The following is a 23810-nucleotide window of genomic DNA, read 5'->3' as shown; positions in this document are numbered from 1 at the left end:
AGCCTAAAATCATCGCATCCATGCGAAAACGGCTAACTGACAAAGCCGAATCCGGACACAATTATGCCGAGGCATAATTGATCAGTGATTTTACAAATGATTTGTCAAAGTGAACCTTTGATAGATGAAAGCAGGTGCTTTTAAATGGGTAGAATTATAGCAATCGCCAATCAAAAGGGTGGCGTAGGAAAAACAACGACATCGGTCAATTTGAGCGCTTGTCTAGCATACTTAGGGAAGAAAGTGCTCTTAATCGATACTGATCCACAAGGAAATACAACAAGTGGACTTGGTGTAAATAAAGGAGAACTTCAAGGCTGCATTTATGATGTATTAATTGATGATGAAAACGTTGAAAATGTCATTCAACAAACAAATGTTGAAAACTTAGCAATCGTTCCAGCAACCATTTCACTAGCAGGAGCAGAAATTGAATTAGTTTCGACAATTTCCAGAGAAGTACGTTTAAAGCACGCACTTCAAGATGTAAAAGAAAACTATGATTATATTATTATTGATTGCCCGCCTTCGTTAGGGCTACTAACAATTAATGCTTTAACTGCTTCGGATGCGCTTATTATTCCTGTACAATGCGAATATTACGCATTAGAGGGGTTAAGTCAGTTGTTATCAACTGTCCGTTTAGTGCAAAAACATTTAAATCAGCAATTATACATTGATGGCGTATTGTTGACGATGCTTGATGCACGAACAAACCTAGGCTTACAAGTTATTGATGAAGTGAAAAAGTATTTCCAAGATAAAGTATACAAAACAATTATTCCTCGTAATGTGCGATTAAGTGAGGCTCCAAGTCATGGGCAGCCAATTATCATTTATGATGCAAAATCAAGAGGTGCAGAAGTGTATTTAGAGATGGCGAGGGAAGTGATTAAAAATGGCTAAAGGTCTAGGAAGAGGCATAGGTGCATTATTTCCTGGAGAGTCTATAGAACAAAGTGGGCAAGTGGAAGAAATACAATTAGAGCTTATCATCGCAAACCCATTTCAGCCTCGTAAAATTTTTGATGAAGAAACTTTACAAGAATTAGCTGACTCTATACAGGAACATGGTATTTTACAGCCAATTGCTGTACGTAAAAAAGGACGTAAATATGAAATCGTTGCCGGAGAACGCCGTTATAGAGCGACTCAATTAGCAGGTTTAGAGGTTATTCCAGCTATTATAAAAGAGCTATCAGATGCGCAAATGATGGAACTAGCTATTTTAGAAAATTTACAGCGTGAAGATTTGACAGTTATTGAAGAGGCTGAGGCATATCAAAGCTTAATGGAAAGCTTACATTTAACGCAGGAGGAGCTATCCAAAAGATTAGGGAAAAGTAGACCGCATATTGCCAATCATGTTCGTTTACTTGCATTACCAGAGGATGTTCGTGAGTTTATGAATGATGGAACACTATCGATGGGGCAAGGACGAGCGTTACTTGGGTTGAAAAATAAAAGAAGAATATCAGAAGTGGCAAATAAGGTCATCAAACAAGGTTTAAACGTACGGCAAGTTGAAATGTTAGTACACAATTTGAATGAAGAAGTTTCACGTGAAACAACTCAACTAAAGAAAAAAGATATATTCGTGGCAGCTAAGGAAACACAGTTACGTGATTACTTTGGAACAAATGTACAAATTAGAAAATCTAATAATAAAGGGAAAATTGAAATTGAATTTTACTCTGAAGATGATTTAGAACGTATTTTAGAAATATTAAATTTACAGGAAGAGGAAGAATAAGAGAAATATCAATAACGTGATCAGAGCGCCGAACTACAAGGCGCTCTCTATTTTTCTAGAGAGAAGGAAGGTTGGGACGTGGTATTACTAGGGGCATTAATTAACGCTTTGCTTATTATGACGGGTGCATTAGTAGGACGCATCTTTAAAAATATTCCTGAATCGATGAAATCTACTGTATTATCGATTATTGGTTTAGCAGTTGCACTTTTAGGGATTAAAATGGGCTTTGAAAGTGATAATTTTATTATTTTAATGATTAGTTTAGTGGTAGGTACAGTAATTGGTGAGTGGTTAGATTTAGATAAGCAAATGAATAGACTTGGGAAATGGGTAGAATCTCTATTTAGTAAAAATCGAGCTGATAATAATCAAATTGGCATAGCAGAAGGTTTTGTAACGGCATCTTTAATATTTGTAGTTGGCTCTATGGGCGTCATTGGTGCACTCGATAGTGGTCTGCGTAACGATCATAATATACTTATTACGAAAGGACTAATCGATGGATTTATATCGATAATCTTAACATCTACATTAGGTATTGGCGTGCTATTATCTGCAGTACCTGTATTCGTCTATCAAGGATTAATTGCACTTTTTGCAGGTGTTATTAGCTCTTTTATACCAGATGCTGCACTACAAATGTTTATTCAAGAAATGACTGCAGTAGGTGGTGTTATGATTTTTGCCATTGGTTTAAATATAGCAGGCTTAACTAAGATCAAGGCTGCTAACTTGTTGCCAGGTCTCATCATTGTCGGTATTGTGGTTGCTATCTTCTATATTTTTTAGTGAGTAACGATGTGTAGCGAGCAATAGAGCCCTTGAAAGTTTTTCCGCCATTGCATAAGAAATATGAAGTCTTGTATTTTGTAAAACAAGCATTTCCATAAAGCCTCCAACATTGACGATTCCCTTAATGGAAATGTCACCGATTGGGGGTAATTGTTTTTTTACAGCTTTTCCTGGAAAGATAGGTCCACTCTGTACAGAAATATGTCCAACATTTTGTTCACTTCCAAGACATGCATCAATCGCAATAATGAAAGGTTTTATAGTATGATTGTGTAGCTGTTGCATAGTAGTGTCTAAATTAAGGGCATGCAAAGGATTGTCTAAAGAGCCTACAATTTCATAGGGGAAACTAACTGACTTTTTTAGGAAGCTACCTGTTAACGGCCCAAGCGTATCACCTGTACAACGGTCACTTCCAATACAACAGAAAATAAGGCGTTCATGATGAAAGGGTATATGCTCTAAAAATAATGTACTTAATTGCCAAACGGTATTTTTACTTTCATGATGAAGAGAATAAGGGAGTAACAATTTAGGTATAGTATTCATAAAAAAACTCGCTTTCCTTTTTATTTGTAAGAAGTGCTCGATTTTTATGCAGTATACGCAAATTTTTAGCAAGTTATTCAAGAGGTGGTAATAATGGATTGGTTTAGTGAAAGGGTATTAAAAAACGGTTGGGATAAGCTGATGTCAGAGGAACTCTGGATAAATATAACAAAAGTTTCGGTTAAGATTACTATTATCTTGATTGCATCGTGGCTAGCTGTACGATTAGGAAAGAAGTTTATTAAAAAAGTGTTTTTAATGCGTATGCGTTCACCTTTAGATCATTCAGAACGTCGACAAACAACAATTTCAAGATTATTACAAAGTGTCATTTCCTATGTTGTTTATTTTTCAGCAATCGTTGCTATTCTCTCTATCTTAGAGATTAAGATAGCAGGGTTATTGGCCGGAGCAGGGATTGTTGGTTTAGCCATTGGTTTTGGTGCGCAAAGTTTAGTGAAGGATGTCATTACTGGATTCTTTATTATTTTTGAAGATCAATTTGGTGTTGGCGATTATATAAAAATAAATTCAGCCGAAGGAACTGTTGTAGAAATCGGTTTACGTACGACAAAGATTAATGGTTCTACAGGAGAGCAGTTTATTATTCCGAATGGTTCGATCGGCGATGTTGTCAATTACTCTGTCAACAACTCTAAAATTTATATAGATTTACAAATGACGACCGATGCCGATTTTGACAGAGCCGAATCTATTATTCAAAAGTATTTAAATACTTTACCTGAAATTCATAAGGAGCTTGTAGCAGTACCTGTCTTTTTAGGTGTACAAAGTGTTAAGGGGACAGAGGTAACGATTCGTATAGCCGCAGAAACATTACCACAGCAACAACATGGAGTGGCTCGTACGATTCGTCGTGATGTTACAAAACTCTTTGAAGAAAATAATATACCAATGGCTCAACCGAAAATGATGTTCTATGGTGTTAATGAAGAGGGGAGAAGTGAGTAATATGGAAGCAAAGAAATTTGGTTTAAACGATATTGTTGAAATGAAAAAGCAGCACCCATGCGGTACAAATGAATGGAAAATTATTCGGATGGGGGCGGATGTACGCATTAAATGTGAAGGCTGTCAGCATAGTGTCATGATTCCACGCCGCGAATTTGAGAAAAAAATGAAAAAGGTTTTAATTTCGGCTAGTGAGGACTAGTTTTTATCTTCAATCAGTAGGTGTTCTGACACCCACTGAATAAAGATAAAGCCTCCGGCGGATGTCATGGATTTTGAAAGGAATGAATTGTGCGGGCACAATTCAAAATCCGGACGCAATTATGCCAAGACGAAATTGATGTGTATTAGACTTTTTAGAAGTGAATCAATATAATAGATAGGGTTATACAGTGATGAATCAGTGAGGATTTCTGTAACCTCACAGTATCCGTTATTAAGAGCAAATTTGAACAGATCATAGAAAGGTTGTGTCCATACATGGCATTAACAGCTGGAATCGTTGGTTTACCTAACGTTGGAAAATCAACATTATTTAACGCAATTACAAAAGCGGGCGCATTGGCTGCAAACTATCCATTCGCAACAATCGATCCGAACGTCGGTATTGTTGAAGTACCAGATGCACGTTTAGATAAATTAACAGAATTAGTAACACCTAAAAAAACAGTACCAACAGCATTTGAGTTTACAGATATTGCTGGGATCGTAAAAGGCGCTTCAAAGGGTGAAGGGTTAGGGAACAAATTCCTTGCTCATATTCGTGAAGTAGATGCAATTTGCCAAGTTGTACGTTGTTTTGTTGATGAAAATATTACGCACGTATCAGGTGGAGTTGATCCGATTGACGATATTGAGGTCATTAATTTAGAGCTTGCACTTGCTGATTTAGAATCTGTTGATAAGCGATTACAACGTGTTAGCAAAATGGCTAAGCAAAAAGACAAAGAAGCCATGATCGAAGAACCAATTCTTGTGAAAATTAAAGAACAATTAGAAAACGGTCGACCAGCACGCGCTGCAGAGCTTTCAGAAGACGAGCTAAAGGTTATTAAAGGACTTCATCTTTTAACAATTAAACCTATGCTTTATGTGGCAAACGTTTCAGAAGATGAAGTAGCTGATGCAGATAATAACGAATATGTGCAAAAGGTACGTGAGTATGCAGCTGCTGAAGGAGCTCAAGTTATCACAATTTGTGCAAAAATTGAGGAAGAAATTTCTGAGCTTGATGATGAAGAAAAATCAATGTTCTTAGAAGAACTAGGTATTAAAGAATCTGGTTTAGACCAGTTAATCCGTACTTCATATGATTTACTAGGGCTAGCAACTTATTTCACTGCCGGGGTACAAGAGGTACGTGCATGGACATTCCGTAAAGGTATGAAGGCACCACAATGTGCAGGAATCATTCATACAGACTTTGAACGTGGATTTATTCGTGCAGAAACAGTTGCTTTCGCAGATTTAGTAGAAGCCGGTTCTCAACCTGCTGCTAAAGAAGCTGGGAAAGTACGTCTTGAAGGTAAAGAGTATGTTGTACAAGACGGCGATATTATGTTATTCCGTTTCAATGTGTAAAAAACGCCAGGGGCAATCTTTCAAAAGATTGCCTTTTTTTGTATATAATTTTATCTGAATTTTCAATTAGGAGGATTAGTATGAACATATTACAAATAAAAGATCGTGGTTTAGAAATGGAGGAGTTAGGTAAATTACCAGAAGACATATTAGATCTTATTTATGAGCATCAATTGTTTAAGCTATTCACCGCAAAGGAATTAGGCGGTAAAGATTTAGATCTACTAGAGGGTATTAAAGTATTTCAGCAGATGTCTGCACTTGATGGTAACTTTGGCTGGCTTGTCACAATAGGAACAGGGGGTAACGTGTTTATTCCAACATTGAACAAAGAGATTGTTGGAAAAATGTTTTCACCAAGAAATGCAGTCATAGCAGGCAGTGGCTATCCTACTGGCGTAGCAGTAAAAATAGATGGGGGCTATCGTGTCACTGGTCAATGGAAGTATTGTAGTGGATCAGATTATGCTACAACTTTTACGATGAATTGCTTTGTCGAGGATGAAGGTAATAGAACAGATGAAATAATTAGTTGCTCAGTAAATCGTGATCAAGTAGAGATTTATAATGATTGGCGAGCAATGGGCTTAAAAGCGACAGCTAGTCATACGATCCGTGTGCAAAATGTTTGGGTACCACAAGAGGAAACATTCCAATGGGGTATAATTAAAAACAAGTATGGAAGTGCGGTACATAGTTTTCCGTTTGGAGCATTTGCAGAAGCCTCATTTCTAAGTGTTTGTCTTGGGATAACAGAAAATTTCTTAGAAGAGGCGTCTATTTTAGTAAAGCAAAGAAAGCATGATCCAAGCCGTACCGAACGTATGGGTGCAATACAATTTTTATTGATGCAGCAACAGAAGAACTTTAGACAGCTTGAAGAGCGATATTATCTACTGTTGAACGAATACTGGCAAAAACATAAAGAAGGTCATGAGTTGACTGAAGAACAACTCCAACAATTTTCACGAATAAGTAAAGATAGTGCAGCGGCTTGTATAGACATTGCCAATAGCTTAATACGTAGACTTGGCATGGATGCAATTACGGAGACATCTTCCATTAATTATATTTGGAGAAATTTATATACAGCTGCACAGCATAGTTTTTTAACGCCATAAATTTGTGTTAAAAAATAGAACCTGCTTGGGGACAAGCAGATTCTATTTGTCACGTGACACTTAGCAAAGTTATTTCTTTTCCTCGGGCAAATATACATAAAGCTTAGGTAAATGAGGATCATCTTGTATTAACGCATTTTTTGGGTATTTACGTAATTCTGTATACATGGAAAAATCACCGACTGCTCCAGCGATTAAAAAAGCACCTACTAATACTAAAACAGTACTGTTAAAGTAGAAACCAGCAATTGTCGGGAGAACGCCAGTTGTCCAAAATGGAAGTAATAAAGCTTTTTTCATTGCATGATTCGGTAACGGTTGTTCAGTTGTTGCGTACGCTATGCCAAGCTCTAAATTCAGGCCATATTTTAACGATTTAAAGGGTACGCCTCCAAAGACCATAAAGCCAATTAAATGAAAGGCTTCATGTAAGACAATGAAAATAATATACAGAATAACAAAAAGGATAGATCCAATAATCATATTCCAAAATGAAAAATCAAAATCTTTAAAGCAAATAGATTGAATAGCTACAAATAATATGACGAGACCACTTGTACCAACAATATTATCCATCATTAGTTTTTTTATATCCAACTCGATTACGATAGGTTCTTTATCTGGTAGCATGAAGATCCTCCTCTCATTCATGAATTAAGTTCATTATTAAGTTCATTATATAGAAAGAATTGTTTGGTTGCGACTTGAAAGACACGTATCTATATGTTACAATTCATTGATGTGAGTAATAATTATTACTTGCTCCTTGCTCCCTGTATACAGGAGAGCCTAAGTCCATAAGGAGGTGTAAACAGATGAGAAAATACGAATTAATGTACATCGTACGTCCGAACATTGAAGACGAAGCGAAGAAAGCTTTAGTTGAACGTTTCAACGAAATCTTAACTTCTAACGGTGCAGAAGTCATCGAATCAAAAGAGTGGGGCAAACGCCGCTTAGCTTATGAAATTCAAGACTTCCGCGAAGGTTTCTACCAAATCGTGAAAATAAACGCTACTTCAGAAGCAATTAACGAATACACACGTCTTGCTAACATTAGCGAAGATATCATTCGTCACATTGCGGTTCGTCAAGAAGCATAATCATTTAACAAAATGCTGAAAAGGAGGTTGCATTTCTGATGATAAACCGTGTCGTATTAGTTGGAAGACTAACAAAAGATCCTGAGCTACGCTATACGCCTAATGGTGTTGCGTCTACAAGATTTACAGTTGCTGTGAATCGAACATTCTCAAACCAACAAGGTGATCGCGAAGCTGATTTCATTAGCTGTGTTGCATGGCGCAAACAGGCTGAAAACTTAGCAAACTTCATGCGAAAAGGAAGTTTGATTGGAGTGGAAGGTCGCATTCAAACAGGCAGCTATGAAGGACAAGATGGTAAACGAGTATACACAACAGATGTAGTGGCAGATAGCGTACAGTTTTTAGAGCCTCGTAATACTAGCGGTGCTCCTGCTCCTCAATATGGTGGGCAGAATACTTACGGTAATAATCAACCGTCATATGGCGGTGGACAACCACAGCAACAGTTTGGTGGTGCTATGCCAGGGCAGGGTTCATTTGGCGGCGATGCTTATCAGCAAAATCAACCACCTATGAATCAGCCGAATTATACACGTGTAGATGAGGATCCATTTGCTAATAGCAAAGGACCGATAGAAGTATCTGAGGATGACTTACCATTCTAATACTTCTAAAATAAAAAATGATAAGGAGGAGACATACTATGGCACCACGTCGCGGAGGCCGCAAACGCCGTAAAGTTTGCTACTTCACTGCTAATAACATTACGAATATCGACTATAAAGATGTGGATTTACTTAAAAAATTCATCTCTGAGCGCGGTAAAATCTTACCACGTCGCGTAACTGGCACTAGCGCTAAGTACCAACGTAAATTAACTTCAGCTATCAAAGTTTCTCGTATCATGGGATTACTTCCATTCGTAGCAGAAGACAAATAAGATAATAAAGGCACAACGAGGTTTAATTAACTTTAGTTGTGCCTTTTTATTTATAAAACTGGGGTTGCTGATCTTGTCATCTCTAATACTATAAAGATGACCTTATTTTACCTCAGTAATTACTCTATATATTACCATTTGCCATTAGTATAAGAATTTATTACACTTTTAAGAGACATGAATAACGAAAAAATGAATGTTAGAGATTGAGAAACAAATTGCTAAAACGTATGAATGAGAAGAACAATCGACTAAGTAACATTTTTAAAAACAAACGGCTTATAATCATTTCGATTAAAAGCCTTTTTTCATGCAGTAGTAACGGTCGTATGCATCATTGAAAAATTTCAACAATATATATAAGAACATAAATAATGAATTTGTTATGCCTTTTCGGTAAAAAATCTCCTATATAGCTATGTATTTCACGCTTTAGTCATTGGTTCTACAAAATTAATGGCAAAGCATTCAGTTGTTCTTAGCGTTTTTTGTTCAATAACCTAAAAAAATGGTACAATAAAGGTCAGTAAGTTTGACTGAAAAAAGGAAGGTTTTCAATGCCGAATAATCAAACAAAGGCGCTTTTACATGGCTCAATGATGGTCGCAATCTTTACGCTTCTTATGCTTATTTCTGCATATGTACCATTCATTCGTATAGTAAGTCTAATATTTGCCCCATTACCAATTGCTTGGTATAGCGCAAATTATAAGCGTTCATCATCAGTATTTGTAGCAGTAGTAGGCTGTATTTTAACCACTCTAACAACTGGCTTAATTATGTTACCATTTGCCTTTGTATTGGCATTACTTGGTGTCGTAATAGGAAATGCAATTAATCAAAAGAAGAGCAAACTTTACCTATTCATGTCATCAGGGGTTGCTGTTCTTCTGTCAATGACAATTGTCTATGTAGCCTATGTTCAATTTACTGGTATCAATATGATTAACATAAGCATGGAGTTGTTCCGCGCAAGTTATGAGCAATCAAATGAACTGACAAAAACTATGACAGGTCAAGAAGCGTTTCAGCCAGAGCTAATTGAGGCTCTGTTAAAAACAGTTGAACTGACAATACCTGCAATAGTAACACTCTCTGCATTTATGACAGCATTTATTGTCATGACGTTCAATTTACCTGTATTAAAACGTCTTGGTTTCGACGTACCGAAATTTGCACCGTTCCAACATATGCGTCTACCACGATCTATTTTATGGTATTACATGATTGTTTTATGCATTAACTTATTTATGCGTCCAGAAGCTGGATCTACATTAGATGTTATTGTTTTAAATGTTTCTTATGTTTTATGGATGTTATTAATCCTGCAGGGGATTTCCTTTATACATTACCTTATTTCTAAAAAGGGAATGCCGAATGCTGTAAAATGGATAGCTACTTTGTTAGCCTTACCACTATCATCCTTTATGATATTGCTAGGCATCGTAGATTTAGGTTTCGACGTACGTTCACTTGTGAAGGGAAAAACTAAAGAATAAGGGGCTGATGTAATGGGGACTTTTAGAAAACGACCAATCCGCTATCCGCTTTTTGTTCTTTCCATTTTTGGCATTGTGACGTTCGTGCTTCTATGTATTTGGAATATCGGGATAGGTGTCGGTTATGGAGTAGGTTTTGTACTATTAATGGTCTATACGTGGAAGGTAGAAAAGATTACCTTTGATGAAACAGAAAGGCATATTGAATCCATTTCTTTCCGCATGAAAAAAGTAGGGGAAGAGGCATTGCTTGAAATGCCAATTGGGATTTTACTTGTCAATGATCAATATGAAATAGAATGGTCGAATCCATATATGCAAGGCGTTTTAAATATGGAGAGTTTAGTAGGTGAAGGAATCGTTAATATATCTGACGACATTTACGTGCTAATGAAGAGTGAAGAGACAAACGAAGATACGATTACACTCCGTGATCGTAAATATCGAGTTTATTATAAAAAAGAAGAGAATTTACTCTATTTCTTTGATATCACAGAGCAGATAGCTATTGAAAAACAATACTATGCAGATCGTACAGTTATTGCGATATTATTTGTTGATAATTATGACGAAATTACGCAAGCAATGGATGACCAGCCACGTAGTTTAACGAATACGATGGTGACATCAATTGTTAATGATTGGGCGGCTGAGCAAGGGATATTTGTCAAACGAATATCATCCGATCGTTTTTTAGCTGTATTAAACGAATCTATTTTAATGGAGCTTGAGAAGAAAAAATTTGCCATTTTAGATACAATCCGAGAAAAAACAGCGCAAAAAAATATGTCACTAACATTAAGTATTGGTGTTGGCGCAGGATCATCTTCATTAGTAGAGCTTGGTGAACTTGCACAATCAAGTTTAGATCTTGTTTTAGGTCGTGGTGGTGATCAGGTTGCCATCAAGCAACCTACAGGGAAACTGAAATTCTATGGTGGGAAAACGAACCCTGTTGAGAAACGTACACGCGTTAGAGCACGTGTTATTTCCCATGCACTACGTGATTTAATTCAGGATAGTGACCAAGTATTTGTTATGGGACATAAAAACCCTGATATGGACTCTATTGGTGCCTCTGTTGGTGTACGTAAAATGGCACAGATGAATGATGTGAAGGGCTATGTGATCGTGAATTTCGAAGAATTAAACGGAAGTGTAACACGTCTAATGAATGAAATAGAGAGTAAATCGGATTTCTATGAAAATTTCCTAACGCCAGAGGAAGCTGCAGCAAGAATGACAGAAAAATCTTTACTCGTTATAGTCGATACGCATAAACCGGATTTAGTCATCGAATCACAGCTATTGAAGCTGGCAGAAAAAGTTGTGGTGATTGATCACCATCGTCGCAGTGAGGATTTTATAGAAAATCCAACGCTTGTTTATATGGAGCCATATGCATCGTCCACAGCTGAGCTTATAACAGAGTTACTCGAGTACCAACCAAAACGTGCGAAGATTAATATGCTAGAGGCTACGGCATTGCTGGCGGGAATTATAGTCGATACAAAGAGTTTTACACTGCGCACAGGAGCCCGTACGTTTGAAGCGGCTTCTTATTTACGGACAAATGGTGCCGATACAGTGCTAGTACAGCGATTATTAAAAGAAGATGTCGATACGTATATTGAGCGTTCTAAAATAGTGCAAACTGTTAAGTTCGTGAAGCCGGGTATTGCTATTGCTGTAGGTGAGGAAGCGAAAGTGTATGATTCTGTACTAATTGCGCAAACAGCAGATATTTTACTAACAATGAAGGATGTTGGTGCTTCCTTTGTCATTGCACATCGTTCAGATGGCAAAATCGGCATAAGTGCAAGATCACTTGGCGAAGTAAACGTGCAGCTTGTTATGGAAAAGCTAGGCGGCGGTGGGCATTTAACGAATGCAGCTTGCCAAGTCGAAGCAAGTTCCATTGCTGGAGTAAAAAAATATTTAGAAGAGGCCATAAATGAGGTACTCGAAGGGAGTTCTGAATCATGAAAGTAGTATTTTTAAAAGATGTTAAAGGAAAAGGGAAAAAAGGGGAAATAAAAAATGTAGCTGACGGCTATGCACAAAACTTCTTGATTAAAAATGGCTATGCTGCTGAGGCAAATGCACAAGCATTAAGTCAATTAGATGGTCAAAAGAAATTAGAAGCTAAAAACGCCGCTGCAGAATTAGCTGAAGCGAAAGCGTTAAAAGAAAAATTAGAAGCTTTAACAGTAGAATTAAAAGCAAAATCAGGTGAAGGTGGTCGCCTATTTGGTTCAGTATCTACAAAGCAAATTGCTGATGGGCTTCAAAAAACGCATGGCATAAAAATTGATAAACGTAAAATGACTTTAAGTGATGGAATTCGTGCGCTAGGCTTTACAAATGTACCTGTAAAACTACATCATGAAGTATCTGCAACATTAAAAGTTCATGTAACGGAAGAGTAAGGGGCGACGAACCATGAACGAACCGATGATGGACCGCGTCCCACCGCATAACCGGGAAGCGGAGCAATCGGTTATCGGTGCAATTTTCCTCGATCCTCAATCGTTAATCACGGCATCTGAAATTTTACTAGCAGATGATTTTTATCATAATGCACATAAAACAATTTTCGAAACGATGCTACGTTTAAGTGATCAAGGAAAAGCGATAGATGTTGTCACAGTTACTGAAGAATTATCAGCTAAAAAAGAAATTGAGGATGTTGGCGGGCTATCTTATTTACTAGAGCTCGCCAATGCTGTCCCTACAGCTGCTAACGTCGCACACTATGCGAAAATTGTCGAAGAAAAGGCATTATTACGTCGTTTAATTCGTGTTGCTACTAAAATAGTAGAAGATGGCTATACTCGTGAAGATGAGGTAGAGGCATTACTTGGTGAAGCAGAGAAGAAAATGATGGAGGTAGCCAGTCGTAAAAATGCGGGTGACTTTAAGCATGTTAAAGACGTATTAGTGGAAACCTTTGATAACATTGAGAAGCTTCAATCACAAAAAGGTGATGTTACAGGTATTCCGACAGGCTTCCGTGACTTAGACCATATAACAGCTGGCTTCCAGCGTAACGATTTAATTATTGTTGCGGCACGTCCATCTGTAGGGAAAACAGCCTTTGCATTGAATGTCGCACAAAGTGTTGCCGTTCAAGCGCGGGAAAATGTTGCGATCTTCTCCTTAGAGATGGGTGCTGAGCAGCTAGTTATGCGTATGCTTTGTGCAGAGGGAAATATAGATGCACAAGTTTTACGTACTGGTGCTTTAACAACAGAAGATTGGGGTAAACTAACTATGGCAATGGGGAGTTTATCAAATTCAGGAATTTTTATTGACGATACACCGGGTGTACGTATCAATGAAATTCGCGCAAAATGTCGACGTTTAGCACAAGAGCATGGCCTCGGTATGATTTTGATTGACTATTTACAACTTATTCAAGGTAGTGGTAAAGCAGGGGAGAACCGTCAGCAAGAGGTATCTGAGATTTCACGTTCTTTAAAACATTTAGCGCGTGAATTAAAGGTTCCAGTCATTGCATTATCACAGCTATCTCGTGGCGTTGAGCAACGTCAAGATAAGCGACCAATGATGAGTGACTTACGTGAATCGGGAAGTATTGAGCAAGATGCTGATATTGTTGCCTTCTTATATCGTGATGATTATTACGATAAGGAGTCCGAGAGTAAAAATATGATTGAGATTATTATTGCTAAACAGCGTAACGGTCCAACGGGTACAGTTACACTTGCTTTTAAAAAAGAATTCAATAAATTCATTAATGTGGATTGGTCGCAAATGCCGCCACCACCTCCACGTGAGTAAATATTTATCTTCATTCATAAGAAAAAGTTCCTTCTTTTAGAGGAACTCAACGTTGGAGATTACACCAAGACGGAATTAATCTGAATGTTAGATAATATTCATACCATTCTGTCATTAAACACGAACGTTGAATCATATTTTTTGATTTTATGTTCGTGTTTTTAAGTATTTTTGTTGACTAGGCGTTTCTATCATTGATACAATAATTAACGGCTTAAAAATTGAGATACAAATGGTATCTAACGGAGGTGCTGACTATGACATCAGTTGTAGTTGTAGGAACACAGTGGGGAGACGAAGGAAAAGGTAAAATTACGGATTTCCTTTCACAAAAAGCTGATGCAATCGCTCGTTTTGCAGGCGGTGATAATGCAGGACATACAATTAAATTTGATGGTGAAACTTATAAGTTACATTTAATCCCATCAGGTATTTTCTATAAAGAAAAAGCTTCAGTAATCGGAAATGGTCTGGTTGTTAATCCAAAGTCATTAGTGACGGAGCTTAAAGGTTTACAAGAGCGTGGCATTGATACAGATAATTTACGAATTTCTAACCGTGCGCATGTTATTTTGCCATATCATATAAAGCAAGATATCGCTGATGAGGAAAGCCGTGGCGATAATAAAATTGGTACGACTTGTAAAGGGATTGGACCATGTTATCAGGATAAAGTAGCACGTATCGGTATCCGTATGGCTGATTTACTAGACAAGGATGTATTTGAAGAAAAACTACGTCAAAATTTAGCAATTAAGAATAAGTTATTTGAGAAATTTTACGAAGTTGAAGGCGTAACATTCGAAGAGATTTTCGAGGAATATTACAACTATGGACAAGAAATCGCAAAATATGTAACAGACACGTCTAAAATCTTAAATGATGTACTAGATGAAGGCGGCAAAGTGTTATTTGAAGGAGCACAAGGTATTTTACTTGATGTCGATCAAGGTACGTATCCATTTGTAACATCTTCAAATCCTGTTGCCGGCGGAGTAGCGATTGGTGCTGGTGTTGGCCCATCACGAGTTTCAAATGTTATTGGTGTATCTAAAGCCTATACTTCTCGTGTTGGCGATGGACCGTTCCCTACTGAATTATTTGATGAAGTTGGTCAACAAATTCGTGAAGTTGGTCGTGAATACGGTACAACAACTGGCCGTCCACGTCGTGTAGGTTGGTTTGATACGGTAGTTGTGCGCCACTCACGCCGAGTAAGTGGTATTACGCATCTTGCGCTTAACTCAATCGATGTTTTATCTGGTTTAGAAACAGTTAAAATTTGTACAGCGTATAAATATAAAGATGAAACGATTACTGAGTATCCAGCAAATCTTCATATTATTGAACAATGTGAACCAATTTATGAAGAGCTTCCAGGCTGGTCAGAAGATGTTACAGGCTGCAAAACATTAGAAGAGCTACCTGAGAATGCACGTCGCTATGTAGAACGCGTAAGTGAATTAACTGGTATTGAAATTGCTACTTTCTCTGTTGGTCCTGCACGTGAACAAACGAACGTTTTAGTGGATGTTTGGGAAGCGAAATAAATATAAATCATAAAAGGGCGTACCATATGCGGTACGTCCTTTTTTATACCTCTTTCCTTACTTTGAATTTTGGGGCGAGACGCAATTATTGTCCATTATATTTTATGTATTCAAAATTAGTAAGACTCTTCGGCAAAACGAGGGGTTGATTTCCGTTCCGACTGAGCGCTTTCCTGGGGGCGTCCGATGAGCCGCTTCACTCGCGCTGCTCGCTCCAGGGTCTCATCTGTGACGCTGATCCCCAAGGAGTCGCTCAGTCTCCACTCCAATCAACCACTTCACTTAGCGTATATTTTCTGGCATATTACTCTAAATTTATAGTGATAATATGTGAAAATATAGTGGTAGTAATAGATGTCTTTTGTGTGAAAGCGAAGCAGCAATAGATTCTTTTTACAAAGTGTAGCTACACAAAATGTAAAATAGCGTCACTGTAATAAGCCTATTCAATTTGATTATGGTAAGTAGCCATAATATTCACTTTCATAGATGTATTTCAACAACATTAAAAGGACGTGCCATATACGGTACGCCCCTTTTGTCATTAGTGGATATCTCTCTTCTTGAAGCGGCCACCTCTAACCTCTGCAATATTACCAATTGCTAGGAACGCATGATCATCAATTTCAGCGACGATTGATTTAAGCTTGGATTCCTCTAATCGGGTAATGACGGTAAAAATAACTTTTTTATCGTTACCTGTATAAGCCCCCTCACCATGAAGGAAGGTTACACCTCGACCTAGTCGGTCCATAATCGTTTGCCCAATTTCATCAATTTCATCACTAATGATATAAACGGATTTTGATTCCTCCATCCCTTGAATGACGATATCAATCATTTTATAGGCAATATAGTATGCCAGGATAGAGTACATGGCTTGTTCCCATGTGAACACAAACCCCGCTACTGCAAAGATGAGTAAATTGCAGAACATAATAATTTCACCAACGGAAAACGGTGTTTTACTATTAAATAAAATAGCTAAAATTTCTGTCCCATCTAATGAGCCGCCATAACGAATGACAATGCCGACACCAATACCTAAAATCATGCCACCAAAAACTGTGGCCAATAGCGTATCTTGAGTAAACGGGTTTAGATTATGTAAGAAAAGAGTTGTTAATGAGAGTACTGTAATTCCGAGCCCTGTGGAAAGTGCAAAGGTTTTACCGATTTGTTTATAGCCTAAAAAGATGAAAGGTAAGTTTAAAATGAAGATGAAAATACCAAGAGGTAAATTTAATAAATGAGAAGTAATAATGGAAACACCTACGATTCCACCATCCATAATGTGGTTTGGTACTAAAAATAGCTCTAGCCCCAGTGCCATAATGACTGCACCTAATGCTACCATAATGGTCCTAATGATAAGTTTTCGAACGGGATTTTTACATTGAGGCTTTCTTACTTTAGGGGTTATTTCAGATGTTTGTAAAACATTCAAATTAATCGCTCCATTCAACTAATGTATCTAATCTTTATTTTATCAGAATATTTAATAAACAAAAAGTGATAAGTTTAAAATTATAGTAAAAATAAATGGAATACTAGCGGCTTTATTCAAAGAACTCAACTAATCGCTTGGAGTAGAGGTTGAGAGGCTTAGGGTCTAAATACCTCATGAAAAGTACAAGACAGGAACAAAATCTACGTCTGAAACTATACTTTTTAATAGCTATAAAAAAAGGAATGATGTAACAATTAGTAGAGAATTAATACATTTACATTACAAAAAGATGAAAACAGTTAAACTGTATTTTCTTTATGGTACAGTATATTGGTGCAAAAAAAAATTGTGGGTAATTAATACTACTATAGAAAAGGTGGAAGGTGCTTTACGGTCACCTATCATCAATTAAAGCGCAAAGTTAGGACAAGTAAGTAGTAGGGGAAATCTGTTAGGGGAATTATAGGCACTACTAGAAATCCATCAGGTACACATCTACACTTTGAAGTTAAGAATAAGGGTTCGTTAGAAAACCTATTATCATATGCAGGGCGTTAATCAATTCGAATAGAAGGCAGTCCAAAATAGGGCTGTCTTTTTATATACTTCGTATGTAAATCTATGTTATTTCCCGAGAAATATTTGTCGAAATATAATTTAACTTTTTTTAGCAACTATTTTCTGTAGCGAAAGCAAAGCGACAGGTACAGAAGTCATCCGCCTCTATAGGTGATGAGTTGAATGCGGTTTTAAGTCAATTTTCAGAGAGTATCCAAATATCCGTTGAAATAGAGGAACTCAGTCTAAGAACGCTGCGTCCTATGGCAACGGCTGAGTGACCAACTTTGTACTGTTGCCGCTGTCGCACAGACAAAACACCGTGCTGAAGCTGTGTTAGCACTACGCTTTCGCGCAAAAAACATCTGTTGGCCTAAAGCCTCCGGCGGATGTCACGGGTTCGGAAAGGAGCTCTTATATAGGAAGTTAGCCTAAAACCATCGCATCCATGCGATAACGGCTAACTGACCTGCATCACGCAGGCCTAAGCACAAAGGCCAATTCCGGAAGCAATTTGTTGAGGCATAATTGATTATAACAATATCGTAAAATGTCTTAGGATTTAGAATAATGCATAGAAGTTAAAAGCATGGTAGAGTTAGAGTAGTGACTTTAAAAATACAATCGTTTAAAAATAGATAAAAAGCGAAAGGGAGAAAAAATATGGACAAGACCATTTTAGTTGTTGACGATGAAAAACCAATCGCAGATATTTTACAGTTTAATTTAATAAAAGAAGGCTACAAAGTTATTTGTGCTTATGATGGAGATGAGGCACTAGAGAAGGTTGAGGAAGAACAACCAGATTTAATGCTTTTAGATATAATGTTACCTAAGCGTGATGGGATGGAAGTTTGTCGAGAAGTACGAAAAAAATATGATTTCCCTATCATTATGCTAACTGCAAAAGGGTCTGAGATTGATAAAGTATTAGGACTAGAAATGGGCGCAGATGATTATGTGACAAAGCCATTTAGTACACGTGAGCTTATTGCACGTGTAAAGGCAAATATGCGTCGCTTACAGGTAGTAGCCCCTACTGCCGAAGAGGTTGAAGAAGAGTCCAATGAAATTGTAGTAGGCTCGCTTGTTATTCAGCCAGATGCTTACTTAGTATTGAAACGTGATGAAGCAATTGAACTAACACACAGAGAGTTTGAACTATTACATTACTTAGGGAAGCATATCGGTCAAGTAATGACGCGTGAACATTTACTACAAACTGTGTGGGGCTATGACTATTTCGGTGATGTACGAACAGTAGATGTAACAATTCGCCGTTTACGAGAAAAAATAGAGGACAATCCTAGTCATCCGGCTTGGATTGTAACACGCCGTGGTGTAGGTTATTATTTACGAAATCCTGAACAGGAGTAAAAAGGAATGCAGAAAGTTAGCTTCTTTAAATCAATTCATGTCAAGCTAGTACTAATTTACATTTTGCTAATCCTACTTGCTTTGCAAATAATAGGAATTTATTTTGCGCGTGAATTAGAGCAAAATTTAAAAGACAACTTCCGACAATCCATTTTTCAACGTGTCGATTTAATGCAATATAGCATTCGTGAAGAAATGTTAAAAGAGCGCGATGAAAGTATGCCAACTCTTGAAGAGAGCTTGAAAACGATTGTCATGGAATTTTCCACAGGATTGAAGGAACTTTCTAAAGGGGATATTTTAGAAATCCGTGTCATCGATAATAGGCAGCGTATTCGCGCCACATCTGAGATAGACAATCAAAGTTTGATTGGACAGCGCTCGAATAATGACCTCGTACGCCGTGCTATCTCTGCAGAAACATTATTTGAAAACATTAAACTTGATAATAAAACAAGAAATCGAGTGTGGGTGTTAGCTTCGCCAATTCGAGATGGTGCAGGACCTGATGATGAAATCATAGGGGTACTCTATATTGAGGCAAATATTGAATCTGTTTTTGAACAAGTGAATGACATTAACCGTATTTTCCTTGGTGGTACAGCAGTGTCCTTAGTAATTACTATCTTTTTAGGAATCTTAGTGGCACGAACAATTACACAGCCAATTTCAGATATGCGTAAGCAGGCTCAGGCGATGGCAAAGGGTAACTATTCTCGAAAAGTGCGGGTTTATGGTACAGATGAGATAGGGCAGCTTGCTATAACCTTTAATCATTTAACAAATCGCTTGCAGGAGGCGCAATCTACTACTGAGGCGGAACGACGAAAGCTCGATTCGGTCCTTAGTAATATGACGGATGGCGTTATTGCAACAGATCGAAAAGGGCGTATCATTCTTATTAATGACCCCGCACTAGAGCTGCTGCATATTTCAAGAGATATTACATTAGGCCGACCGATTGCATCTGTTTTAGGAATTGACCAAGAGTATAGTTTTGAGGATTTAATTCACATGAATGATGCGGTGAATTTAAATTTTAGTACAGCAGACGCACCATATATTTTACGTGCGAATTTCTCTGTTATTCAAAAAGAAACGGGCTTTATTAATGGTCTAATTACCGTACTGCACGATATTACGGAACAGGAAAAAATAGAGATGGATCGCAGGGAATTTGTATCAAATGTGTCACATGAATTAAGGACACCGTTAACGACGATGCGCAGTTATTTAGAGGCGTTAGCAGATGGTGCATGGAAAGATGAAAATATTGCTCCAACATTTTTGAATGTCACACAAACAGAGACAGAGCGTATGATCCGCTTAGTGAATGACTTATTGCAGTTATCAAGAATGGATAGTTCAGATTATGAACTGAATCAAGACATTGTTCTATTTAATTCATTCTTTAACCGTATTATCGATCGTTTTGAAATGTCTAAGTCAGATAAAGTGATGTTTGAACGTTTATTCCCAGAGGCATCTTATTATGTAGAAATCGATACGGATAAGGTGACACAAGTTATCGATAATATTATTTCTAATGCTATTAAGTATTCACCCGATGGCGGTAATATTCGCTTTGGCTTTACAGCGCAAGGAGATATGCTAAAGGTTATGATTTCCGATGATGGTATGGGAATTCCTAAGGAAAATGTAGGACGTATTTTTGAGCGTTTCTATCGAGTAGATCGAGCTCGAGCTCGTTCTATGGGAGGCACAGGTCTAGGTCTAGCTATTGCCAGGGAAATGATTGAAGCTCATGGCGGTAAAATATGGGCTGAAAGTGAAGAAGGGCATGGAACAACGGTTTTCTTCACATTACCACTTAATTTAGATGATTTTGACGAGGCAGGTGAGTGGGAATGAAATATATAGAACCAGTTAAATCAGTTGTTTTATTCCTACTTGTTGTGCTAAGTGTTGTTTTAACCTTTATAATTTGGACATACACGCCAGATTATAAATTTATTGAAAAGACTGAAGGAAAAGAAATTCTAATCGGACCACAAAAAAAACCGGAGGATGTAATTCGTCCTTATAAAGCTATTTACCGTTTTGATAAAGAATTTACCGGAACAGTATCTAATGGTGCAATGGTAGATATTATGGACGCATTTCATGGGTGGAATATCCTGGATTTAATGCCCGTTGACAATAATCTTAAGGCGGACTCTGTAAACGATATGATTCGTTCTAACAATTATATGACTGTCTTTTTCCCTGGTGAGATTCCTTACTCTGCCTTTAACACGATTTTTCAGTTCGCCGATAAGGAGCTACCTGAAACAACCTTCAATCGTATGATTATAGATTGGAGCAATTATAATAGCAAAGTATTACAGGTATTTTTCATTAGTGGCAATAATGAATTATTAATGGGTTCACGTGTAAGTCTAGAAAATGCTAATCAATTTGTAAGAGATATTATTGAGCCAGCGAAAACATACAGCACTTTTAAAGAAGTGGAGCGAGATGGCTTTACCTCACTATATATTGCAAATGATAAAATTGAATCTGCAAAATATACGTATTTTATCGAAGAGAAACCTGAATTATTTAAAAATGTGGTATTTACAAATCTAAACAATGTCGTGCGCACTGATGAAAGTGCAACTACTGAAAAATATCACGATGGAATGTCACGGATGGTGATTGATTCGAAGGTGAAATCATTAACCTATGTATATCCAGCTGCAGAAAGTAGTGTAAGAATAGAGCCTTCCAAGCTCTTTACGGATAGCTTTGAATTTATCAATGAACACGGAGGTTTTACAGATGATTATCGCTTAGCCTCAACAAGTACAAGCAATAATCAATTGGATTATCAGCTATATTTACATGGATTACCGATTTATAGTGATCAGGCTATAAACCGAATTACAACCGTTTGGGGAGAAAATCGTATTTTCCGCTACAAACGTCCATACTTTTCTTTTGAGAAAGATATTCCATCCGAAAAAGAGATGAAGGAACTTCCGTCAGGATCGGAAATCGTTGAAAAGATTAAAAAGCTAAATAACATTGCTTTATCAGATATAGATGATATTGTTGTAGGTTTCTATTTAACCTATGATCAAAGCACAATAGTGACATTAGAGCCATGCTGGTTTGTTATTCGTAATGGTATATCGACAAAACTGACGCCTGACATATTAGGGGGTGTCAAAAATGGATTGGAATAGAACAAAGTCTATTTTTATATTCGTTTTTTTAATCTTAAATATCTTCTTGTATTGGTTATATTTAAATCGCTATAATGAAGCGCAGAGCGTAGAAATACTAGGTGAAAAAACAATAGAAGCCCGTTTGAAAGATGATAATATTACGTATGGACCACTGCCGAATAGTAATGAATCAGCTTCTTACATTACAGGAAAAGTGCATAATTTTAAAAATATTGTTAACGATGACAATCAGCGAGTAAGTTTCACTGATGAGACACATGCACATATACGTGTTAATTTTATTAACCCTGTGAAATTACGAAATATTAGTGATGATGCAAGCTTTACTGATTTTGTCCATTTAAACGTTAAAGATGGAGATTCTTATGCATTATGGAAGGTAGATCGTGAGGAACGAGTCGCAATCTTCTTCCAAAAGAAAAATAATCGAATGTTCTATTACAATGATAGTGCCTTATTAAAAGTACAGTGGAATTTAGATAACGAAGTGACAATGTATGAGCAGACAATGATTGATAATATCGAAGAGATGGAGCAACAGGAAACGGTCATACCACCACTTCAAATTTTCCAGACACTTTATAATAAAGGGCTATTAAAATCAGAATCGCGTATTAAGCATGTGAAGTTAGGTTACTCAACATTTAGTAATTTAACGCAAACACAAGTGTTGATACCAACATGGGAAGTACAAGTGGAATTACCGGACGGAGAAATAGAAGAGTACTTCGTGGATGCTATTGATGGAAAAATTATTGAAATCCAAGGAGACAAGCAAAAGGCTGAAGAGGAAGACTGGGGAGTTGAATAATGCGATTTAGTGTTTTAGCAAGTGGCAGTACAGGAAATTCGATTTATGTAGAGAATGATGAGCATGCATTTATTGTCGATGCGGGTCTTAGTGGCAAAAAGATGGAGCAACTATTTACAAAAGTCGACCGCAATATGAAACAGCTAAGTGGCATTTTCGTTACACATGAGCATAGTGATCATATTAAAGGAATAGGTGTATTGGCACGAAAATATAATGTACCTGTTTATGCTAACGCCAAAACGTGGCAGGCGATGGACGGGCTAGTTGGCGATATACCTTTAGAGCAACGTTTTGAATTTGAAATGGATACTGTAAAGCATTTTGGTTCATTGGCTGTCGAATCTTTTGCGGTATCACATGATGCAGCAGATCCAATGTTTTATAGCTTTCATGAAAATGGGCGTAAGCTTGTTGTTATTACGGATACAGGCTATGTCAGTGATCGTATGAAAGGGATTATTCGTGGTGCTGATTCCTTTGTATTTGAAAGTAACCACGATGTGAATATGCTGCAAATGGGACGTTACCCATGGTCTATAAAACGTCGTATTTTAAGTGATGTAGGGCACGTTTCAAATGAGGATGCAGCTATCGCAATGAGTGAAGTAGTATTTGAAAAGCCAACAAATATATATTTATCACATTTAAGTAAAGATAATAATATGAAAGAGCTTGCACGCATGAGTGTTACACAAACTTTGCAATCTTGCGGCATTATTGTCGGTGAGTATTTAAATTTATTTGATACAGATGCAGAAGAGCCGACGAAGTTAGTAACCGTTTAATGATAAAATATCGAAGCTTTAATGA

The 23810-nt window shown here is 37.2% G+C and carries 23 protein-coding genes; 20 read left to right on the top strand and 3 right to left on the bottom strand.

What is annotated here, in order from left to right:
* The first annotated feature begins 144 nt into the window (after positions 1 to 144).
* The 3 genes from ACIQZA_RS14540 (at position 145) to ACIQZA_RS14530 (ending at position 2545) form a co-directional block, all read left to right on the top strand.
* Positions 145 to 906 (top strand): ParA family protein, encoded by a 762-nt coding sequence (locus ACIQZA_RS14540; RefSeq protein WP_142510024.1) that lies wholly within the window; start codon positions 145 to 147, stop codon positions 904 to 906.
* Positions 899 to 1753, top strand: coding sequence for a ParB/RepB/Spo0J family partition protein (locus ACIQZA_RS14535; RefSeq protein ID WP_400937452.1), 855 nt, complete (start codon positions 899 to 901; stop codon positions 1751 to 1753). Before ACIQZA_RS14540 ends, ACIQZA_RS14535 begins: the two co-directional genes overlap by 8 nt.
* Before the next feature lie 78 nt (positions 1754 to 1831).
* The gene (locus ACIQZA_RS14530) at positions 1832 to 2545 is read left to right on the top strand and encodes a DUF554 domain-containing protein (protein WP_402882012.1); all 714 of its coding nucleotides are present in this window, start codon (positions 1832 to 1834) and stop codon (positions 2543 to 2545) included.
* Here ACIQZA_RS14530 and yyaC read toward each other — a convergent pair.
* On the bottom strand, positions 2465 to 3097 hold the full coding sequence (gene yyaC / locus ACIQZA_RS14525) for a spore protease YyaC (RefSeq protein ID WP_400937457.1): 633 nt from the start codon (positions 3095 to 3097) through the stop codon (positions 2465 to 2467). The two genes, ACIQZA_RS14530 and yyaC, sit on opposite strands and share 81 nt — an antisense overlap.
* A 93-nt stretch (positions 3098 to 3190) precedes the next feature.
* On the opposite strand from yyaC, the gene ACIQZA_RS14520 reads away from it, so the two are divergent.
* The 4 genes from ACIQZA_RS14520 (at position 3191) to ACIQZA_RS14505 (ending at position 6771) form a co-directional block, all read left to right on the top strand.
* Complete coding sequence (locus ACIQZA_RS14520) at positions 3191 to 4069, top strand: mechanosensitive ion channel family protein (protein ID WP_400937460.1); 879 nt, start codon at positions 3191 to 3193, stop codon at positions 4067 to 4069.
* A 1-nt stretch (position 4070) separates the two neighbouring features.
* Positions 4071 to 4271, top strand: a complete 201-nt coding sequence (locus tag ACIQZA_RS14515; protein ID WP_100541906.1) for a DUF951 domain-containing protein — start codon at positions 4071 to 4073, stop codon at positions 4269 to 4271.
* Between the two features lie 278 nt (positions 4272 to 4549).
* Positions 4550 to 5650: a redox-regulated ATPase YchF gene (ychF, locus tag ACIQZA_RS14510; RefSeq protein ID WP_402882010.1), complete on the top strand. Its 1101-nt coding sequence runs from the start codon at positions 4550 to 4552 to the stop codon at positions 5648 to 5650.
* Positions 5651 to 5730: 80 nt separating this feature from the next.
* Positions 5731 to 6771 carry an acyl-CoA dehydrogenase family protein gene (locus ACIQZA_RS14505; RefSeq protein ID WP_402882008.1) on the top strand — a complete coding sequence of 347 codons (1041 nt, stop codon included), beginning with the start codon at positions 5731 to 5733 and terminating at the stop codon, positions 6769 to 6771.
* Between the two features lie 69 nt (positions 6772 to 6840).
* Here the strand turns inward: ACIQZA_RS14505 and ACIQZA_RS14500 are convergent, their stop codons facing one another.
* On the bottom strand, positions 6841 to 7401 hold the full coding sequence (locus tag ACIQZA_RS14500) for a DUF3267 domain-containing protein (RefSeq protein WP_400937468.1): 561 nt from the start codon (positions 7399 to 7401) through the stop codon (positions 6841 to 6843).
* Between the two features lie 185 nt (positions 7402 to 7586).
* Between ACIQZA_RS14500 and rpsF the strand changes: the two genes are divergently transcribed.
* The 8 genes from rpsF to ACIQZA_RS14460 all read left to right on the top strand — a co-directional run bounded on the left by rpsF (position 7587) and on the right by ACIQZA_RS14460 (position 15610).
* Positions 7587 to 7874, top strand: coding sequence for a 30S ribosomal protein S6 (gene rpsF, locus ACIQZA_RS14495; RefSeq protein WP_400937470.1), 288 nt, complete (start codon positions 7587 to 7589; stop codon positions 7872 to 7874).
* 38 nt (positions 7875 to 7912) lie between these two features.
* Complete coding sequence (ssb, locus tag ACIQZA_RS14490) at positions 7913 to 8482, top strand: single-stranded DNA-binding protein (RefSeq protein ID WP_142510031.1); 570 nt, start codon at positions 7913 to 7915, stop codon at positions 8480 to 8482.
* Between the two features lie 38 nt (positions 8483 to 8520).
* Positions 8521 to 8757: a 30S ribosomal protein S18 gene (gene rpsR, locus ACIQZA_RS14485; protein WP_049662616.1), complete on the top strand. Its 237-nt coding sequence runs from the start codon at positions 8521 to 8523 to the stop codon at positions 8755 to 8757.
* Positions 8758 to 9314: 557 nt separating this feature from the next.
* Positions 9315 to 10256, top strand: coding sequence for a YybS family protein (locus ACIQZA_RS14480; protein WP_402882006.1), 942 nt, complete (start codon positions 9315 to 9317; stop codon positions 10254 to 10256).
* 12 nt (positions 10257 to 10268) lie between these two features.
* On the top strand, positions 10269 to 12242 hold the full coding sequence (locus ACIQZA_RS14475) for a DHH family phosphoesterase (protein WP_402882003.1): 1974 nt from the start codon (positions 10269 to 10271) through the stop codon (positions 12240 to 12242).
* Complete coding sequence (gene rplI, locus ACIQZA_RS14470) at positions 12239 to 12685, top strand: 50S ribosomal protein L9 (RefSeq protein ID WP_142510034.1); 447 nt, start codon at positions 12239 to 12241, stop codon at positions 12683 to 12685. The genes ACIQZA_RS14475 and rplI overlap by 4 nt, the downstream gene beginning before the upstream one ends.
* A gap of 13 nt (positions 12686 to 12698) precedes the next feature.
* Positions 12699 to 14060 carry a replicative DNA helicase gene (dnaB, locus tag ACIQZA_RS14465; RefSeq protein ID WP_400937480.1) on the top strand — a complete coding sequence of 454 codons (1362 nt, stop codon included), beginning with the start codon at positions 12699 to 12701 and terminating at the stop codon, positions 14058 to 14060.
* Between the two features lie 257 nt (positions 14061 to 14317).
* Positions 14318 to 15610, top strand: a complete 1293-nt coding sequence (locus tag ACIQZA_RS14460; RefSeq protein ID WP_400937482.1) for an adenylosuccinate synthase — start codon at positions 14318 to 14320, stop codon at positions 15608 to 15610.
* Between the two features lie 544 nt (positions 15611 to 16154).
* Here the strand turns inward: ACIQZA_RS14460 and ACIQZA_RS14455 are convergent.
* The gene (locus ACIQZA_RS14455) at positions 16155 to 16967 is read right to left on the bottom strand and encodes a YitT family protein (RefSeq protein WP_255505247.1); all 813 of its coding nucleotides are present in this window, start codon (positions 16965 to 16967) and stop codon (positions 16155 to 16157) included.
* A gap of 1314 nt (positions 16968 to 18281) precedes the next feature.
* On the opposite strand from ACIQZA_RS14455, the gene yycF reads away from it, so the two are divergent.
* The 5 genes from yycF to ACIQZA_RS14430 are packed head-to-tail and all read left to right on the top strand — an operon-like array spanning position 18282 to position 23785.
* Complete coding sequence (yycF, locus tag ACIQZA_RS14450; protein WP_049662630.1) at positions 18282 to 18995, top strand: response regulator YycF; 714 nt, start codon at positions 18282 to 18284, stop codon at positions 18993 to 18995.
* Between the two features lie 6 nt (positions 18996 to 19001).
* On the top strand, positions 19002 to 20867 hold the full coding sequence (gene walK / locus ACIQZA_RS14445; protein WP_132362525.1) for a cell wall metabolism sensor histidine kinase WalK: 1866 nt from the start codon (positions 19002 to 19004) through the stop codon (positions 20865 to 20867).
* A complete protein-coding gene (locus ACIQZA_RS14440; protein WP_400937486.1) occupies positions 20864 to 22183 on the top strand; it encodes a YycH family regulatory protein in 1320 nt (439 codons plus the stop codon). The genes walK and ACIQZA_RS14440 overlap by 4 nt, the downstream gene beginning before the upstream one ends.
* Entirely contained in the window at positions 22170 to 22997 is an 828-nt protein-coding gene (locus tag ACIQZA_RS14435; RefSeq protein ID WP_400937489.1) for a two-component system regulatory protein YycI, read from the top strand. Before ACIQZA_RS14440 ends, ACIQZA_RS14435 begins: the two co-directional genes overlap by 14 nt.
* Positions 22997 to 23785 carry an MBL fold metallo-hydrolase gene (locus ACIQZA_RS14430; protein ID WP_132362531.1) on the top strand — a complete coding sequence of 263 codons (789 nt, stop codon included), beginning with the start codon at positions 22997 to 22999 and terminating at the stop codon, positions 23783 to 23785. Before ACIQZA_RS14435 ends, ACIQZA_RS14430 begins: the two co-directional genes overlap by 1 nt.
* Positions 23786 to 23810 lie beyond the last annotated feature (25 nt).

The sequence above is a fragment of the Lysinibacillus sp. NPDC096382 genome, from assembly GCF_044762845.1.
Lineage (GTDB): Bacteria > Bacillota > Bacilli > Bacillales_A > Planococcaceae > Lysinibacillus.
The sequence above is the reverse complement of the archived record's forward strand: the minus strand, read 5'-3'. Positions and strand labels throughout refer to the sequence as shown.

Excerpts from the sequence above, each read along its gene's own strand:
- ACIQZA_RS14540 (WP_142510024.1), top strand. The coding sequence starts at position 145 with ATGGGTAGAATTATAGCAATCGCCAATCAAAAGGGTGGCGTAGGAAAA.
- ACIQZA_RS14535 (WP_400937452.1), top strand. The coding sequence starts at position 899 with ATGGCTAAAGGTCTAGGAAGAGGCATAGGTGCATTATTTCCTGGAGAG.
- yyaC (WP_400937457.1), bottom strand. The coding sequence starts at position 3,097 with ATGAATACTATACCTAAATTGTTACTCCCTTATTCTCTTCATCATGAA.
- ACIQZA_RS14520 (WP_400937460.1), top strand. The coding sequence starts at position 3,191 with ATGGATTGGTTTAGTGAAAGGGTATTAAAAAACGGTTGGGATAAGCTG.
- ACIQZA_RS14515 (WP_100541906.1), top strand. The coding sequence starts at position 4,071 with ATGGAAGCAAAGAAATTTGGTTTAAACGATATTGTTGAAATGAAAAAG.
- ychF (WP_402882010.1), top strand. The coding sequence starts at position 4,550 with ATGGCATTAACAGCTGGAATCGTTGGTTTACCTAACGTTGGAAAATCA.
- ACIQZA_RS14505 (WP_402882008.1), top strand. The coding sequence starts at position 5,731 with ATGAACATATTACAAATAAAAGATCGTGGTTTAGAAATGGAGGAGTTA.
- ACIQZA_RS14500 (WP_400937468.1), bottom strand. The coding sequence starts at position 7,401 with ATGCTACCAGATAAAGAACCTATCGTAATCGAGTTGGATATAAAAAAA.
- rpsF (WP_400937470.1), top strand. The coding sequence starts at position 7,587 with ATGAGAAAATACGAATTAATGTACATCGTACGTCCGAACATTGAAGAC.
- ssb (WP_142510031.1), top strand. The coding sequence starts at position 7,913 with ATGATAAACCGTGTCGTATTAGTTGGAAGACTAACAAAAGATCCTGAG.
- rpsR (WP_049662616.1), top strand. The coding sequence starts at position 8,521 with ATGGCACCACGTCGCGGAGGCCGCAAACGCCGTAAAGTTTGCTACTTC.
- ACIQZA_RS14480 (WP_402882006.1), top strand. The coding sequence starts at position 9,315 with ATGCCGAATAATCAAACAAAGGCGCTTTTACATGGCTCAATGATGGTC.
- ACIQZA_RS14475 (WP_402882003.1), top strand. The coding sequence starts at position 10,269 with ATGGGGACTTTTAGAAAACGACCAATCCGCTATCCGCTTTTTGTTCTT.
- rplI (WP_142510034.1), top strand. The coding sequence starts at position 12,239 with ATGAAAGTAGTATTTTTAAAAGATGTTAAAGGAAAAGGGAAAAAAGGG.
- dnaB (WP_400937480.1), top strand. The coding sequence starts at position 12,699 with ATGAACGAACCGATGATGGACCGCGTCCCACCGCATAACCGGGAAGCG.
- ACIQZA_RS14460 (WP_400937482.1), top strand. The coding sequence starts at position 14,318 with ATGACATCAGTTGTAGTTGTAGGAACACAGTGGGGAGACGAAGGAAAA.
- ACIQZA_RS14455 (WP_255505247.1), bottom strand. The coding sequence starts at position 16,967 with ATGGTAGCATTAGGTGCAGTCATTATGGCACTGGGGCTAGAGCTATTT.
- yycF (WP_049662630.1), top strand. The coding sequence starts at position 18,282 with ATGGACAAGACCATTTTAGTTGTTGACGATGAAAAACCAATCGCAGAT.
- walK (WP_132362525.1), top strand. The coding sequence starts at position 19,002 with ATGCAGAAAGTTAGCTTCTTTAAATCAATTCATGTCAAGCTAGTACTA.
- ACIQZA_RS14440 (WP_400937486.1), top strand. The coding sequence starts at position 20,864 with ATGAAATATATAGAACCAGTTAAATCAGTTGTTTTATTCCTACTTGTT.
- ACIQZA_RS14435 (WP_400937489.1), top strand. The coding sequence starts at position 22,170 with ATGGATTGGAATAGAACAAAGTCTATTTTTATATTCGTTTTTTTAATC.
- ACIQZA_RS14430 (WP_132362531.1), top strand. The coding sequence starts at position 22,997 with ATGCGATTTAGTGTTTTAGCAAGTGGCAGTACAGGAAATTCGATTTAT.